At 63.5% G+C, this 14,822-nt stretch carries 16 protein-coding genes; 10 read left to right on the forward strand and 6 right to left on the reverse strand.

Annotated features, from left to right (window positions below):
* Positions 1-48: 48 nt before the first annotated feature.
* The 5 genes from BN984_RS12540 to BN984_RS12560 form a co-directional block, all read right to left on the reverse strand.
* Positions 49-609 (reverse strand): FlaD/FlaE family flagellar protein, encoded by a 561-nt coding sequence (locus tag BN984_RS12540; protein WP_049968360.1) that lies wholly within the window; start codon positions 607-609, stop codon positions 49-51.
* 313 nt (positions 610-922) lie between these two features.
* Entirely contained in the window at positions 923-1,432 is a 510-nt protein-coding gene (locus BN984_RS12545; RefSeq protein ID WP_004977367.1) for a chemotaxis protein CheD, read from the reverse strand.
* Between the two features lie 23 nt (positions 1,433-1,455).
* Positions 1,456-2,643, reverse strand: a complete 1,188-nt coding sequence (locus tag BN984_RS12550; RefSeq protein ID WP_049968361.1) for a chemotaxis protein CheC — start codon at positions 2,641-2,643, stop codon at positions 1,456-1,458.
* On the reverse strand, positions 2,640-3,008 hold the full coding sequence (gene cheY, locus BN984_RS12555) for a chemotaxis protein CheY (RefSeq protein WP_004043735.1): 369 nt from the start codon (positions 3,006-3,008) through the stop codon (positions 2,640-2,642). Before cheY ends, BN984_RS12550 begins: the two co-directional genes overlap by 4 nt.
* Positions 3,009-3,158: 150 nt before the next feature.
* Positions 3,159-3,830 carry a DUF7500 family protein gene (locus BN984_RS12560; protein ID WP_049968362.1) on the reverse strand — a complete coding sequence of 224 codons (672 nt, stop codon included), beginning with the start codon at positions 3,828-3,830 and terminating at the stop codon, positions 3,159-3,161.
* Between the two features lie 132 nt (positions 3,831-3,962).
* Here BN984_RS12560 and BN984_RS12565 point away from each other — a divergent pair, with 132 nt between their 5' ends.
* The 3 genes from BN984_RS12565 (at position 3,963) to flgA2 (ending at position 5,811) form a co-directional block, all read left to right on the forward strand.
* Positions 3,963-4,301 carry an ArsR/SmtB family transcription factor gene (locus BN984_RS12565; RefSeq protein ID WP_008092913.1) on the forward strand — a complete coding sequence of 113 codons (339 nt, stop codon included), beginning with the start codon at positions 3,963-3,965 and terminating at the stop codon, positions 4,299-4,301.
* 213 nt (positions 4,302-4,514) lie between these two features.
* On the forward strand, positions 4,515-5,156 hold the full coding sequence (gene flgA1 / locus BN984_RS12570; RefSeq protein WP_008092915.1) for a flagellin A1: 642 nt from the start codon (positions 4,515-4,517) through the stop codon (positions 5,154-5,156).
* Between the two features lie 10 nt (positions 5,157-5,166).
* Entirely contained in the window at positions 5,167-5,811 is a 645-nt protein-coding gene (gene flgA2, locus BN984_RS12575; RefSeq protein ID WP_049968363.1) for a flagellin A2, read from the forward strand.
* 334 nt (positions 5,812-6,145) lie between these two features.
* On the opposite strand, the gene BN984_RS12580 is transcribed toward flgA2, so the two are convergent.
* Positions 6,146-6,886, reverse strand: a complete 741-nt coding sequence (locus tag BN984_RS12580) for an RAD55 family ATPase (RefSeq protein WP_004977361.1) — start codon at positions 6,884-6,886, stop codon at positions 6,146-6,148.
* 294 nt (positions 6,887-7,180) lie between these two features.
* Between BN984_RS12580 and BN984_RS12585 the strand changes: the two genes are divergently transcribed.
* The 7 genes from BN984_RS12585 (at position 7,181) to BN984_RS12615 (ending at position 14,791) form a co-directional block, all read left to right on the forward strand.
* Positions 7,181-8,653: a flagella accessory protein C gene (locus tag BN984_RS12585; RefSeq protein ID WP_181950699.1), complete on the forward strand. Its 1,473-nt coding sequence runs from the start codon at positions 7,181-7,183 to the stop codon at positions 8,651-8,653.
* Complete coding sequence (locus BN984_RS12590; protein WP_008092920.1) at positions 8,637-9,074, forward strand: fla cluster protein FlaF; 438 nt, start codon at positions 8,637-8,639, stop codon at positions 9,072-9,074. The genes BN984_RS12585 and BN984_RS12590 overlap by 17 nt, the downstream gene beginning before the upstream one ends.
* On the forward strand, positions 9,075-9,524 hold the full coding sequence (locus BN984_RS12595) for a CARDB domain-containing protein (protein WP_004977358.1): 450 nt from the start codon (positions 9,075-9,077) through the stop codon (positions 9,522-9,524).
* A complete protein-coding gene (locus BN984_RS12600; protein WP_004970800.1) occupies positions 9,521-10,270 on the forward strand; it encodes an ATPase domain-containing protein in 750 nt (249 codons plus the stop codon). Before BN984_RS12595 ends, BN984_RS12600 begins: the two co-directional genes overlap by 4 nt.
* A complete protein-coding gene (locus tag BN984_RS12605) occupies positions 10,271-11,935 on the forward strand; it encodes a type II/IV secretion system ATPase subunit (protein WP_004977357.1) in 1,665 nt (554 codons plus the stop codon). It abuts the gene before it with no gap.
* Between the two features lie 4 nt (positions 11,936-11,939).
* The gene (flaJ, locus tag BN984_RS12610; protein WP_049968364.1) at positions 11,940-13,682 is read left to right on the forward strand and encodes an archaellar assembly protein FlaJ; all 1,743 of its coding nucleotides are present in this window, start codon (positions 11,940-11,942) and stop codon (positions 13,680-13,682) included.
* Between the two features lie 95 nt (positions 13,683-13,777).
* A complete protein-coding gene (locus BN984_RS12615) occupies positions 13,778-14,791 on the forward strand; it encodes a CheF family chemotaxis protein (RefSeq protein WP_181950712.1) in 1,014 nt (337 codons plus the stop codon).
* The last annotated feature ends 31 nt before the right edge of the window (positions 14,792-14,822 follow it).

Raw genomic sequence — 14,822 nt, forward strand, 5'->3', positions numbered from 1 at the left:
ACTCGGTTGTCGGAAGGAGAGACCGTATTCGAGACCCGTCGGTCGGCGTCACACCATCGAGGAGAGACGTGCGACGTAGACCAGACTCAGCAGGTGGTCGTCGACGTCGAGGTCGGTCGGTTCGTCGACGTCAGCGGAGAACCCGAGGAGGTAGTCCCGGAGCGTCTCCTCGACGCCGGGCGTGACCCAGTCGACCGTCTGGTAGTACCGGAGGGCGTCCATCGCCCGCTTGAACCCGCCCTTGAGGACGAGGAACTCGAGCCAGTCGAAGACGACGCGTTCCGCGCCGTACTTGTCCGGAAGCGAGCGGAGGTACGGCTTTTCGACGCCGTCTTCCTCGTCGCGAGACTGGTGGACGAGCAGGTGTTCGAGCTGGCTCGACCGGAGGGCTTCGGACGCCTCCTGTCGGCTCCGGTCGAAAAGCGGGTTGTCGAACCGGAACGGACTCCGGTCGTCGAACCGGGCGTCATCGAATCTGCCGTCGTCGAATCGGCTGTCGTCGAATCGGCTGTCGTCGAATCGGCCGTCACCGTTCCGTCTGGGCCGTGGGGCGTCACGCGCGATACGTCGAAGTTCGTCTGGGTCGTATTCGTCCGGGTCCAAGTACATAGGTCACCTCGTTGGGGACGGCACGACTCCCCCCGAGTCCCCCGACTCAGGGCGGCGGAGAGCGCGGAGCGCTGTCCGCGGTGTCACACGCGATATCGTACCGTTTCGGTGAAAGCATTCGAAGGAGGCGACATAAATCTATTCGAGGCGCTATCAGAACTGATACCTCTGGTGCGGGGTCGAACCGGCTTCGGTCGGTTCTCACGCGTCAGCCGTTTTCGGTTCCCTGCTCGCGGGCGGCGCTCGACGCAGTTGAGACGGACGAGAGACAGGAGAGACGGTCGTCGAAGCCGAACTTCGGCCGGTGACGCCCTCAGAGAACGTGGTTGCCGCTCTTCGCGCTCCGAACGCGGAGGTCGCCGGTCTGGCTGTCGAGCTCCAACGAGCGGCCGTGGGAGCCACCGACGTCTTCGGCGACGACGTCGATGCCGAACCCGTCGAGCGTCGTTCGCGTCGCGGCGACGTTTCTATCGCCGATACTGCCGTCGCCGTCGGCCGAGGTGAAGTCGAACATGGTGCTTCCCCCGGCGATTTTCGCGACGACGCGGTCGATGTCCGCGCCGGCGGCTCGCATCTCCGAGAGCAGGAGTTCGATGCCGGTGTCGACGAACTTCGCCGGCTCGCTGCCGTCGTCCGCCTCCGGAAGCATCGCGTGTGCGAGACCGGAGACGCCGGTCTCGGGGTCGTACAACGCGACGCCGATACAGGAGCCGAGACCGCTCGTGGTCAGCGTGCTCTCGTCGCCGGAGACGGCGTAATCGGCGATTCCGACCTTGATTCGACCGGAGCGAGCCGCGGGCGTGTCCGTGGTGTATACTTGCATTACTGGGTGCCTCTACGGAGGGTTCACGCGGCGGGCGAGAGTTGCTTGAGCGCCTTGCGCAGCTCCGTCTCGTCGGGGAGCGCGTAGATGTCGCAGGTAAACTCGTCGTCGTCCGTCCGGATGGTCGAATCGATGAGGAACGCGTACTCCTGAGACTGCGCGAGGTCGGTCGCGAGCGGGTCGATGATGGCCGACCCGATGTCGTGGACGTGCTTCGGCGGCGAGATGTCGATAGTCGTCTCGAGCGCGTTGGCCCAGCCGTCGAGGAAGCCAGAGGTGGTGATGTTGCCAATCTCTTGAATCGCGCTCTGGCGCATCGCCTCGTCGCCTTCCATGCCCGGCAGGAGGCTACTCGCGATGTTCTCGGCCGACGGCTCGTCGAAGAGGATGGCGATGTAACCGCTCGGCGTCCCGCTGAACTCCAACACGACGCCGCGGCGGACCGCGTCGGTCAACGACATGGGGACGCCCTCGATGGGGACGAAGCTCAGCCGGCTCACCTCGACGGTCGTGTCGATGCCCGTCATCGCCGTGATGTCTTCCGAGGCCTGGTTCGCGCCGTCGTTTATCATCTCGGAGAAGGCGGCGAACGACTCGACCGGGAGCGCGCCGTCCTCGCCGCTCGCCTCGACGATGGTCCCGATGGACGAGGCGGTCGGAACCATGTACAGGTCGAACTCGATGGCGTTGTCCGCGGCCTCCAACTGGTTACGGAAGACGAGGACGTGCTCGTCGTCGCCGCCGTTCTCGAATCCCTCGGCGTCGACGTGGTCGAGCGGGCCGTCGTTTTCGTCGTCGACGTAGGTCGGCGTCGTGATGTCGACGGTGGTGTCGAGGTAGTCGGCCCAGCCGTCGATGAAGCCGCCGAGCATGATGTTCGCAACCTCCTTCAGGCTACTCTCGGCGAGTTCACCCTCGGCGTCGGTGGCGTCGATACCCGGCATCAGCGCGTCGACCAAGCGCTCTGCGGACTCCGGCGAGAACGCCAACACGGTGTGACCGTCCAATCCGCCCGAAAAGCCGATGTGGACGCTCACGAGGTCGCGTTCGGCGAACTCGTTTTCGACGTCCGCCTTCGTCCCGAGCTCCACCTTGGTGACGTTGACGTACGTGTCGATGCCGGCGAGTGTGGTCAGCGAACCCGCGGCTTTCTCCGCGCCCGAGTGGGCGAGCCGACTGAACGTGCGAAGCGACCGGACGTCGAGATTCATGCCTCTGCCTGAATCACGTCGGCGATAGCCTGGAGCACGTTCGGCTTCTGGAACGGTTTCGTGATGTAGCCGTCTGCCCCCGCTTCGACCGCTTCGCGCATCTTCTCTTCCTGTCCGACCGACGTGCACATGATGACCGATGCGCCGGCGTCGAGCGACTTGATTTCGGACGTCGCTTCGATGCCGTTTCGAATCGGCATCACGACGTCCATCGTGACGACATCAGGTTCGAGTTCGCGGTAGAGTTCCACCGCTTCGACCCCGTTTTCGGCCTCGCCGACGACTTCGTGTTCACCCTCGAGGAGCTGTTTGAGGAGGTTCCGCATGAACGCAGAATCGTCCACGACCAGTACCTTGCTTGCCATACCTCCAGATTTCCGAAAATCACACCATAAACCCTTCCTCCCCATTATCAAGGATGATACGGTATTGGACGGGCGATTCGCCCGCGTCACATCGTGTCGACCGAAGATTCGGGAGCTCCGATGCTCGAACCGGAACCTGTCACCGTCGCATCATCGTCGACGCGGCGGGAACGAAGCGCCGGCCTCTTCGACGGCGTCGAGGAGGTCACCGATACTGTCGTCGCGGTCGAGTCCGTTCGCGGTCGCGAGCGCCTCGACGGCCCGACCGGGATAGGTGACCTGTACCTCCGAGGCTAAAAGCAGGATGCCGAGCACTTCGTCGGGCGGCGTGTCGGGGCTGCCGACAGCGTCGGCGTACCACGAGAGAAACGAGTTGACGACCTCGGTCACGTCGTCGGAGACGGTCTCGTGACGGGTTACCTCGCCATCGACGAGCGCAGTGGTGACGAGCGCGTGGTCCGCGGTGACTGCTCCGACGCGCTCTGCGAGCAGTCGGCGGGCGAGCACGGCCCGTTTTTTCGGGTCTTTCGGGAGGACGAGTTCGGGAGCGCCGGTGTTCCGGTCGCTCTCTCCTCGCTCGCCGGTCGGCTCGGAGTCGGACTGGGTCGTTCCGTCCGTGCCGGGCGGTCGGCGGTCGTCACCGTCCCCGTCACTGTCCCCGCCGTCGACCGGCGCGGGCGGCCTGTTTTCTCCCGTCGAGATGACGTACCGGCCCGTGTCGAGCGCCGCGACGTGCTCGTCGCGGCTGATATCCAGTTCGTCCGCCCCGACGACACCCTGTTCCCGCGGGTGATTGGGAGGACGTTCGTCCTCGTCGTCCATCGGCGAATGCTCGGTGTCGTGGCATATAATCCCATCGTCACCGAGCGTGACAGACTCACTACTATGACTGAGAACGTGGCAGAGAGACAACCAACACATTGACAAGCGGTGCGTTCCGATAAATTTCCATCTATGGAGTCTGACAGGACCCTTTCCGCACTGGGGAACGAATACAACCCTGACATCCTCCGTGCCGCGGACGAACCGCACTCGGCACAGGAGTTCAGCGAGATGCTGGATATCCCCATCGCGACCTGTTATCGCCGAATCGAGGAACTGACGGCGGCGGGCCTCCTCGAACTTCACGACCGGGTTCTCTCCGACGAGCACCGACGGACGAACGTTTACCGCCGCGAAGTCGACGAAATCGTCGTCCGGTTCGAAGCCGACGACTACACGGTCAGCGTCACCGAGCGCCCGGAGGTGAAGAACAAACTCGACGACGTGTGGCGGAAGATTACGCAGGACTGAACCGCTCCGGCTCCGGACTCTTTTCTTATATTTCCTGAGGTAAGTGTCGACTAGCGTCTCGCGTGAGCGTGCGAAGAAGTTTACTTATCGACGTACCGGCCGCATGATATCAATCTTGATATTGAGGGCCGTAGCGTTATGTAGCACCTCTCCAAGTTGACGAGTGACGGTTCCCCGCTCCCCGCTGAGTGTGGGACCAAACCCACGAAACCCATGTTCGAAAACATCAAAGAAGACCGGGGTCAGGTCGGTATCGGGACCCTCATCGTCTTCATTGCGATGGTTCTGGTCGCCGCAATCGCGGCGGGCGTCCTCGTGAATACGGCTGGCTTCCTGCAAGCTACCGCCGAGGACGCTGGACAGCAATCTGTGAACAAGGTCACCAACCGCGTCGACGTCGTGAACGCGCACGGGCTGGTCAACCAGTCCGGTGAGGAACGCACGGTCGACCAGGTCTTCCTGACCGTCCGCCTCGCGGCCGGTTCCGGAAGTGTCTCTCTCGAAGATACGACGGTCAAGTACCTGAGTGAGACGACCGCGCGGACGCTCACCTACAACGACACCGTCAACAACGCTGACACCGCAGACCCCGCTAACCTGACGACGGGGAACAACTTCACCGCGGGCGTCCTCGAGGACAGTGACGGTTCGTTCGAGGTCCTCAACGAGCAGTCCGACCGCGCTGAGATCGTCATCAACACCTCGACGGTCGAAGGCACCTCCGCCAACGGAACGGCGACGGGCCAGACGGTCAAGCTCGACATCACCAGCCGCAACGGTGGCACGACGCAGGTCATCCTGACGATGCCCCAGCAGCTCGCGGGTAAGGACGACAACGACCCGATCGCGCTCTAAGGAGATTCATATGTTTAACAAAATTACTGACGACGACCGCGGTCAGGTCGGTATCGGGACCCTCATCGTCTTCATCGCGATGGTTCTGGTCGCTGCAATCGCGGCGGGCGTCCTCGTGAACACGGCCGGCTTCCTGCAGGCGACTGCCGAAGACGCCGGTGAGCAGTCCGTGAACAAGGTCACCAACCGCGTCGAAGTCCTCAACACGCACGGAACGGTCGGCGGAGAGGCGGACATCGACAACATCACGCTCACCGTTCGTCTGGCGGCCGGCTCGGACGCGGTGGACATGAACGAGACCTCGATTAAGTACCTCAGCGGCGACAGCGTCGAGACTCTGACTAACCAGACGCAGTACGACGGCGACGGGACGGAACCGAACCCCGACGCCGATGAGTTCGGTCTCACCGAGGTCACCGACGACGACAGTTCGTTCGGTGTCCTCAACAGCATGAACGACCGCTACGAGGTCAAGATCGACACCGCCGCCATCGAGGACAGCAACGCTGACGAGACCGACCTCGTCGGCGGCCTCTCGACGGGCGAGCAGGTCACCCTCGAAATCACTTCCCGCACGGGTGGCACGACGCAGGTCATCCTGACGATGCCCCAGCAGCTCGCGGGCAAGACGCAGGGCGAACCAGTCGAACTGTAACCCGACTTCACGCTTTCCGTTCATTTTATCCACCTCAGCCGTCGAGCGGCGGCGCTGTCGTGTGTCCGTAGTACACCGCGCACACAGGAGCACTGGACTAGACGGCAACGCTCTCGGCCGCCGGCATCGACGACACTCGCTTGGGAGACGACTATCACGGCCGAGTCGAGACGGCCAGAGAGGCGAGGCGAAGCGAGACGTCTGCAGCGACATGACCCCGAGCGAAGTGGACGAGCGCGGCGCGCGCTCCGCGTTCGGGGCCGTCAGAACAGTCGATTCGGCGAAGACAGAAAAAGAACCGTCGGGACCGGTCGCTCGCCGCCGAGCCCGCGCGTTATTCGGTCTCTTCGCCGAACCACGGCGGGGATTCGCCGACCATAGAGAACCCGGCCGCCTGCTCGTATATCTTGATGCCGCCCTGTGCGATTTCCAGCGGGAACATCGAGTTCTTGATACTCTGCTTGCGCATCTTCGCCACCCAGACGTAGCGGTTGCTCGTCGCGCCCGCGGGGCTCTGGATGAGGTAGATGTTCCCGTCGGTCAGGAAGTTCTCGAGGCCGATGTCGGTCTCGGGGAAGATGGCCGACTGCTCGGTGGTCAGAAGCGAGGTGAGGCCGCTGTCCTTCAGGATGTCGATGAACTTCAGGAGGTACTGGCGCTGTTCTTTCTCGTCGTCGAAAAACAGCTGGAACATCGTCAGCGAGTCGAGGACGAGTCGGTCGTAGTTGGTGTCCTGGAGGTCGCCGAGGATGCGGTCGAGCGTCGTCGAGAAGTCACCGTCGCGGAGGAGCGTCCGCTTGTCGTAAACCTTGATATCTCCGGACTCGACGTACTCGTGCCAGCGGTCGAAGCCGATGGACTCGGCCGCCTCGCGGATGTCGTCTTCGGTCTCCTCGAAGGTGAGATACAGGCCGCCCTCGTCGAACTGGTCGACGCCGTTGTAGAGGTACTGGAGGCCGAGGATACTCTTTCCCGTCCCCGGGTTTCCGCTGATGAGCACCGCGGCGTTCTTGACGATACCGCCGTTCAGGATGGAATCGAGTCCTTCGACACCGGTCTTGACTAGTTCTGTCATGATTGTGTTGGAACGTGTGTTGGCTGTCGGAAGAACGTCCGTGCCGACGCCGGATAATTCTTCTTACCGCCGCTACGGCGCCGTCTGACTTTTATTACATACTTGACGGGCGAAAATTCCGAACGTCTAAAATATCGCTACTGATAACGGGACGGGAACTTTCTTGTACCGACTTACGTACCTTGCACCAATGTTACCTGCTCCCCCGAGTCCGTCGGACCGCCCCGGCCGGTCCGCCGCTCGGCCGGGTGACAGGCCGTCGCTCGAACGAAGCGCCCCGCAAACGGTACCGAGGTGCTCGCTGCGAGCATGATGGAGTGGCAGAACGACGAAGACACGGCTGACGCCGGGGACAAAACGGAGACGGAAGAACAACACATGTCATCAGACGATGGACTTGGATTCGAGGAGGGGATAGACGACCTCTCCGACGAGTTTGGTGACTTCGGCGACGACCTCGACGACGGATTCGACGATGACGATTTCGGCGGATTCGACGACGACAACAGCGAGGAACTCGCAGAGCTCGAAGATCGCGTCGGCGAACTCGAGAACGAAGTAAGCGCCATCTCGTCGGGGATGAACACCGTCCGCGAAGAGAACAAACAGATCGGTGAGACCGTCGAAGAGCTCGACGACACGATTCGCAAACTACTCGACATCTACGAGATGGTCACCCGCGGCATCAACCCGTTCGTCGACGACGCCCGCGAGATGGGCGGCCTCGACGGCGGGGGTGGGTCGTTCGGCCTCTTCGAGGCGGAGGCCGAGGACGAAGAGCACCTCGACCCAGACGTGGCGAACGCCGATGCAGAGTCGTTCTTCGACGACGACTTCGGCGAACTCGACGCCGAGGAGGGCGCGAAGGAAGCGGAACTCGCCGCGGAAGACGAACTCGTGGAAGCGGAACGCGAGAGTCCCGCGGACGCCCTCGACGACGGCGACGGCGACGAAGAGGCTGCCGAGGCCGACGACTCGGGTGCCGCGGGCGGCGCGAGTTTCGACGACCTCAAAGAGCAGTACGAGGAGGGCGGCGGCTGGGACGAAGAAGACGAAGCGGAGGCGGACGAAGCAGAGACGGACGAAGCGGAGGCTGACGACGCCGAAACGGACCTCGCCGACGCGGCGGTCGACCTCGAAGACGGGTTCGAAGACGAGCCGGTCGACGGCATCGAAGACGGGTTCGAAGACGAGCCGGTCGACGGCATCGAAGACGAGTTCGAAGCGGTCGCCAACGAGGCCGACGACCCGAGCGACGAACCGTCCGAACCCAAGGTCGAAGACGCCGACGGTGACGTCCGCAAGACGCTCGACGAGCTAGAGGCGGAGTACGCCACCGCGGCGATGGCCAAAGACGAGCTTTCGGCCGACGACGAGGACGACGCGGCCACCGAACCCGAGCCGTCCGCGGCGGTCGAGGAGTCCGACGCCTACTTGGCGGCTCTCCCGTCGAACTACGTCTCCGAAGTACTCGTCCTCGAGTGGGTCGAACACCTCGTCGCGGTCGGCGGCGCGCTCGGCGCGTCGCGCGCGCTCCGCCAGTATCGGGAGCAGGACTGGATATCGCGCGCCGTCGAGAGCGAACTGAACGCCCACGTCGGACAGATTTCGCCGTCGGTCGCTGACGCCGACGGGGGCGAACTCCGCATCGACGACCACCAGACGAGTCTCGCGTACGTCTGCCGACTCGCGGAGGACGTCCCGCGGGGCCAACTGTACGAGGAGTTAGTCGCCTACGGGAGGAGATTCGATGGGATTCGGTGTTAGTGGCTCGACCGCCGTCATCTTCCTCGGCGTCCTCGTGGCCACGGGGACGCTGTACACAGCGACGTCGAACGCGTCGGAGAACGTGCTCGAAGCGCAGGACGCCGACGCGGAGCGGGCCCTCGAACGGACGAACACGGACATCGCCGTCACGAACGCGACCTACGACGCGGGCAACGAGAGCCTCACGGTGAACCTGACGAACGCCGGCTCGGAGACGCTCTCGGTCAGCGAGACCACCTTGCTCGTCGACAACACCTACGTCGACGTGCCGGCGGCCAACGCGACCGTCGACGGCGACGCCGGCACCGACCTCTGGTACGCCGGCGAGAATCTCAGTCTCGTCGTCGACGCCGACCCCACGCCCGCACGCGTGAAAGTGGTTACCGGAAGCGGCGTCGCCGCCACGGGGGCGGTGAACTAAATGGCAGACATCTCCGTTCCGAGCCTCATCCTGTTCATCGCCAGTATCGTCGTCGCCGCCGGCGTCTCGGGCGTCCTCATCGACACCGTGACCGGCATCAGCAGTTCGCTCGACGAGCGCGGCGGCGACGTGAGCACGGAGATCAGAACCGACATCGAAGTGATAAGCGACCCGCAGGCGGGCGTCTACGACGGTGCGAACGACAACCTCTCGATATACGTCAAGAACACCGGCCTCAGGACGCTCCCGGCGACCAGCGGCGGCTTCGATATCATCGTCGGTGGACAGTACCAGACCAACGTCACGGTGAACGTCGTCGACGGCACCGAGTGGCGGCCGAGCAACGTCATCGAACTCACGGTGACGGACATCGCGTTGAGCTCGGGCGACTACCGGATGACCGTCGTCGTCGACGGTGACGAAGAGGTGTTCGAATTCCGCGTATCATGAGCAGTCAATTCTCTCTCGGGCTATCCGGGCACGACCGTCTCGAAAAGGAACTCGGCGGCGGCATCCCCAAGGGTGCAATCGTCCTCATCGAAGGGGACTACGGCGCCGGAAAAAGCGTGCTGTCGCAGCGATTCAGCTACGGCTTCTGCGACGAGGAAACGGTGGTGACGCTCGTCTCGACCGAACTGGGCGTCCGCGGCTTCCTCGACCAGATGCACTCGCTTTCGTACGACATCGTCAAGCATCTGCTCGACGAGCGAATCCTGTTCCTCCAGGCCGAAATCGACAGCAGTGGCGCGCTCTCTGGCGGCAGCAGCCAGAAGGAGCGCAAGCAGCTCCTCCGGCGGCTGATGGACGCCGAGACACTCTGGGACGCCGACGTCATCATCATCGACACGTTCGACGCCATCCTGCGCAACGACCCGCAGTTCGAGGCGCTGGTCCGGCAGAACGACGAGCGGCAGGCCGCCCTCGAAATCATCTCGTTTTTCCGCGAGCTGACGACGAAGGGCAAGACCATCATCATCACCGTCGACCCGTCGTCGGTCGACGAGGGGTCTATCGGTCCGTTCCGCTCTATCGCCGACGTCTACTTCGAACTGGAGATGGTGGAGGTCGGAAACGACGTCCGACGGAACATCTTCGTGAAGCGCTTCGCGGGGATGGGCCAGCAGGTCGGCGACCGCGTCGGCTTCTCGGTCCGGTCGGGAATCGGGCTCGTCATCGAATCGAGGAGCGTGGCGTAGATGGCGAGCGAACACGGCTCCGCCAGGCTGTCGGACGACCTCAAGCGCCTCGCGATGCAGTGGCCGCACCTGCGGGACCACCTCAAGCGGTTCCGACAGATCACCGGCGAGTTTCCGATGCTCGTCGACGAGCCGGGCGACTACGAGTCCCGGCGTCCGAACATCATCTACCCGCTGGGCGGCCCCGTGTTCTGCCAGGTGTACGGCAACTTCGGCGAGACGACGAAGTACTACACCATCGAACCCGAGATGGACGACGACGAACTCGAGGTGTTCGGCCGGGTCAAGGACAAACTGCTCGAACGCAGCGTCTCGAAGCCGGCGCCCGAAGAAAGCGCCGACTACGAAGAGCGCATCGAGGAGTTGCTCTCCGAAATCGTCCACATCGAGGGCGACGACCGCGGGCCGCTCGGCTCGGTTGCCAAGCGGCTCGACGTGGCCGGCATCGAGGTCTCCCAGACGACCTACGACAAGATACAGTACCGACTCGTCCGCGACATCGTCGGCCTCGGGCCGCTCGAACCCATCATGCGCGACCCGGAGAACGAGGACATTCACGTCATCGGCCCCAGCCAGGTCGACGTCGACCACGGGACGTTCGGCCTGCTGGAGACGAGCGTCGAGTTCGACAGCACGGAGCAGTTCGATAACTGGCTCCGCAACATGGGCGAACGCATCGGCGACCCCGTCTCCGACGCCCACCCCATCGTGGACTCCACGCTCCCCGACGGCTCGCGTATCAACATCATCTACTCCGACGACGTGTCGCTGAAGGGGTCGTCGCTCACCATCCGTCAGGGCGACGACGTGCCGCTTTCGGTGTTCCAAATCGCCAAGTGGGGGACGCTCTCACCCGAACTGGCCGCGTACCTCTGGATCGCGCTGGAGAACGAGCGAACCATCTTCGTGGTCGGCGAGACGGCATCGGGGAAGACGACGACGCTCAACGCCATCCTCTCGTTCATCCCGCAGGACTCGAAGATTTACACCGCGGAGGACACCGCCGAGGTGCTCCCGCCGCACGACACGTGGCAGCAGCTCCTCACCCGCGAGGGCCGCGGCTCCGACTCCGAAGTCGACATGTTCGACCTCGTCGCGGCCGCGCTCCGCTCTCGCCCCGACTACATCATCGTGGGGGAGGTCCGTGGCGAGGAGGGGCGCATGGCGTTCCAGGCGGCCCAGACCGGCCACCCGGTGATGCTCACGTTCCACGCGTCCGACATCGTCTCGATGATTCAGCGTTTCACCGGCGACCCCATCAACGTCCCCGAGACGTTCATGGACAACTGCGACATCGCGCTGTTCCAGAACCGCGTCCGCCGGGGCAACGACATCCTGCGCCGAGTGACGAGCGTGCAGGAAATCGAGGGCTACTCGAAGGAGATGGGCGGCGTCGTCACCCGCGAGGCGTTCTACTGGGACCCCGTCCAAGACGAGATCATCTTCCAGGGGATGAACAACTCCTTCATCATGGAACAGAAGGTCGCGACGCTCCTCGGTTACGACGACACGCGGAAGATATACGACGACATCCAGTTCCGCGCCGAACTCGTCCGCCGGGCGATTCAGGAGAACGTCCTCGGCTACCACGAGGTGAACGAACTCATCGAGGACTACCAACGCGACGGCGTCGAGGGACTGCCGTTCGACATGGCGAGGGTGTAGCGAGATGGCAGGGGAACAGAGCGCGTCGATGCAGGCGGTGCAGGTTCGGGACTTCATCAGCGACATCGTCGAGTCCTACGAGAAGATGCCGATGGCGCTGCCGCGGTACCTGCTCGCGGTGCTCGGCCCCGCCATCGTGTTCTTCATGCTCTCTCTGGCCGGCGCCATCGCGCTCCCGCTTCCCCTTCTCGTCCGCATCCCCGTGTTCCTCCTCGGCGTGTTGCTGTTGGGCGGGGCCGTCCTCTACCCGCGGCTCCTCGTCGAGCAGACGCGCCGCAGCTTAGAGAACCAACTCCACCTCCTCATCACGCACATGACCGTGCTCTCGACGACGAACATCGACCGTGTCGCCGTGTTTCGAACGCTCGCGCGCGAGGAGGAGTACGGCGAGCTAGCGACCGAGATGAACCGCATCGTCCAGCTCGTCGACGCGTGGAACCAGTCGCTCGACGACGCCTGTCAGCGCCGGGCCCGAGAGGTCCCGTCGAAGCCACTCGCCGACTTCCTCGACAGGCTCGCGTACTCCATCAACGCCGGCCAGAGCATCGACGACTTCCTCCTCGGCGAGCAGAACGCGATGATTCAGAAGTACATCACCGTCTACGAGAGCGCGCTCGGGAACCTGGAGGTCATGAAGGACCTCTATCTCTCGATGATTCTGTCGATGACCTTCGCCATCATCAACGCCATCGTCCTCCCCATCCTGACGGGGACCGACGCGACGATGACCATCGGCGCGGTCATCGTACTCTTCGTCTTCGTGCAGTTGGGGTTCTACTTCGTCATCCGGACGATGTCGCCGTACGACCCGCTGTGGTTCCACCAGCGCGAGTACCGGACGAAGGCGGACCGGCAGATAGACATCACGCTGTACGGCGCGGTCGGCCTCTCTATCACGATGGTCCTCGTGCTCGCGTTGGGCACGTTCAACCTGACCGTCGTCGGTGAGACGGTCCGGCCCATCATGATGGAACTCCCGATTCCACTCCTCATCTCGACGCCGCTGACGCCGCTTGCGGTCCCCGGCATCGTCGCGCGCCGCCACGAGAAACGCATCGGCGAGCGCGACGAGGAGTACCCCGGGTTCATCCGCGCGCTCGGGGCGTCCGAGACGGCGAAACAGAGCACGACCACGGCCGTCCTGAAGACGCTCAAGACGAAGGACTTCGGCGTCCTCTCGCGGGAGATATCGCGGCTGTACACGCGGCTTCGGATGCGGCTCGACCCCGACCGGTCGTGGTTCTTCTTCACCGCGGAGACGAACTCCTATCTCGTCCAGAAGTTCTCCGAGATGTACAACGTCGGCCGGTCGATGGGTGGCAAACCGAAGCTCCTCGGCGAACTCATCAGCCGTAACATGAACGAGATAATCAAGCTCCGCCGACAGCGAAAGCAGTCGACGGTCACCCTCATCGGCGTCCTCTACGGCATCACGGCCTCCGCGTCGTTCGCGTTCTTCATCGGACTGGAAGTCGTCGAGATTCTGGCGTCCTTCTCGACGCAGATGAACCTCGACAGCCTCCAGTTCGGGACGCTCATCTACGCGGGCGTCTACGACGTGCCCTTCATCGAGTACATGCTGACGCTCATCATCCTGTTTAACGCCCTCCTGTCGTCGCTCATGATTCGGATGGTCGACGGCGGACACAAGGCGAACGCCTACCTGCACTTCGTGATGCTCGTCTGGGTGGGCTCCCTGATGGCGGTCGCCACCTCGTCGCTCGCAGGAGCGCTGATTAGTATATGACTGAAGACGGACAACAGACCCGAGATTCGATGCCAGACGCGGCAGGCGAACAGACCCCACAGGAGGCCCGTTCCCGCGCGCCCGAGGGGGGCGACGTGGCGAAAAGCGACCTCCTACAGGCGTACCGCCGGAAGAAGTCCGAACCGTCGGACGAACGCGAGGAACAAGAGCGGGCGCGCTCGAAGAGACAGACGGAAAAACAGACCAGCGACGGCGAGTCCATCGTCGTCGACTTCGTCGCTAACTTCGTCGCCGGCGGCAACGCCTCGTTCGAGCCCGTCAAGGGCCGCGTCCTGATGAGCCAGCGCCGGCTTATCCTCGCCACGTCGAAGGCCAAGACCGTCATCCCCATCACCTCCATCTTCGACATCGCCGTCGGGCAGGTCCCCCCGGAGGTCGAGGAGTTCTTCGACTACACGGTGATGGTCGGCTACATTATCGGCCGCCAGCGCCGGACGACCGTCATCGGCGGCGACCGAGATACCATCGAGAAGTTCTCGCTGTTGCTGTTCCGCGCGGCGCTCAACGGCTCGCGCGCGCAGGTCACCCACCCGGCCCGCATCGGCGGGCGCGTCCTCGACACGGAGCGACAACCCTCCGGCCTCCACCTCGACTACGAGGCCGTCACGTTCCCCGACGACGACGGCCCGCTCACGGAGAACGGCGACCCGTTCCACATCGACCTCGCGAGCGTCATCTTCTTCGAGGTGCTCGAGCGGACCGTCGACGGCGAAACGCGGCTGGTGCTTTCGGTCCAGCACGTCAAGCAGGGTCAGACGGTTACCTCCGAGATAACGCTCGACTCGCGTCGGAAGATGAACATCCTCGGGCGCTACCTCCGACTCGTCTACCACTGGATAAAGTCCGGCGTCCGAAACGTCGAGGTCACGGAACAGGGCCTCGAAGTCCTCGTCGGACTGTACTCCGCCGGCGAGATGGCCGCGGAAGTCGACTTCAGCGAACTCCTCGGCGTCGAAGAGGAAGTCCTCGACGCGGAACTGGAGAAGCTCCACGAGGAGGAACTCATCGGCGACGACGAGCTTCCGACCTCGCTGACACCGCAGGGACGGTTCGTCGTCAACGAAGAAATCGAAGACGTGAACGTCTGAGAGCGGGCGTTTCTCCCGAAACCGGAGTCGA

Source organism: Haloferax prahovense, from assembly GCF_000723845.1.
Lineage (GTDB): Archaea > Halobacteriota > Halobacteria > Halobacteriales > Haloferacaceae > Haloferax > Haloferax prahovense.

What these genes read in the sequence shown, in the direction of transcription:
- BN984_RS12540 (WP_049968360.1), bottom strand. Translation starts at nt 609, where the DNA reads ATGTACTTGGACCCGGACGAATACGACCCAGACGAACTTCGACGTATC.
- BN984_RS12545 (WP_004977367.1), bottom strand. Translation starts at nt 1,432, where the DNA reads ATGCAAGTATACACCACGGACACGCCCGCGGCTCGCTCCGGTCGAATC.
- BN984_RS12550 (WP_049968361.1), bottom strand. Translation starts at nt 2,643, where the DNA reads ATGAATCTCGACGTCCGGTCGCTTCGCACGTTCAGTCGGCTCGCCCAC.
- cheY (WP_004043735.1), bottom strand. Translation starts at nt 3,008, where the DNA reads ATGGCAAGCAAGGTACTGGTCGTGGACGATTCTGCGTTCATGCGGAAC.
- BN984_RS12560 (WP_049968362.1), bottom strand. Translation starts at nt 3,830, where the DNA reads ATGGACGACGAGGACGAACGTCCTCCCAATCACCCGCGGGAACAGGGT.
- BN984_RS12565 (WP_008092913.1), top strand. Translation starts at nt 3,963, where the DNA reads ATGGAGTCTGACAGGACCCTTTCCGCACTGGGGAACGAATACAACCCT.
- flgA1 (WP_008092915.1), top strand. Translation starts at nt 4,515, where the DNA reads ATGTTCGAAAACATCAAAGAAGACCGGGGTCAGGTCGGTATCGGGACC.
- flgA2 (WP_049968363.1), top strand. Translation starts at nt 5,167, where the DNA reads ATGTTTAACAAAATTACTGACGACGACCGCGGTCAGGTCGGTATCGGG.
- BN984_RS12580 (WP_004977361.1), bottom strand. Translation starts at nt 6,886, where the DNA reads ATGACAGAACTAGTCAAGACCGGTGTCGAAGGACTCGATTCCATCCTG.
- BN984_RS12590 (WP_008092920.1), top strand. Translation starts at nt 8,637, where the DNA reads ATGGGATTCGGTGTTAGTGGCTCGACCGCCGTCATCTTCCTCGGCGTC.
- BN984_RS12595 (WP_004977358.1), top strand. Translation starts at nt 9,075, where the DNA reads ATGGCAGACATCTCCGTTCCGAGCCTCATCCTGTTCATCGCCAGTATC.
- BN984_RS12600 (WP_004970800.1), top strand. Translation starts at nt 9,521, where the DNA reads ATGAGCAGTCAATTCTCTCTCGGGCTATCCGGGCACGACCGTCTCGAA.
- BN984_RS12605 (WP_004977357.1), top strand. Translation starts at nt 10,271, where the DNA reads ATGGCGAGCGAACACGGCTCCGCCAGGCTGTCGGACGACCTCAAGCGC.
- flaJ (WP_049968364.1), top strand. Translation starts at nt 11,940, where the DNA reads ATGGCAGGGGAACAGAGCGCGTCGATGCAGGCGGTGCAGGTTCGGGAC.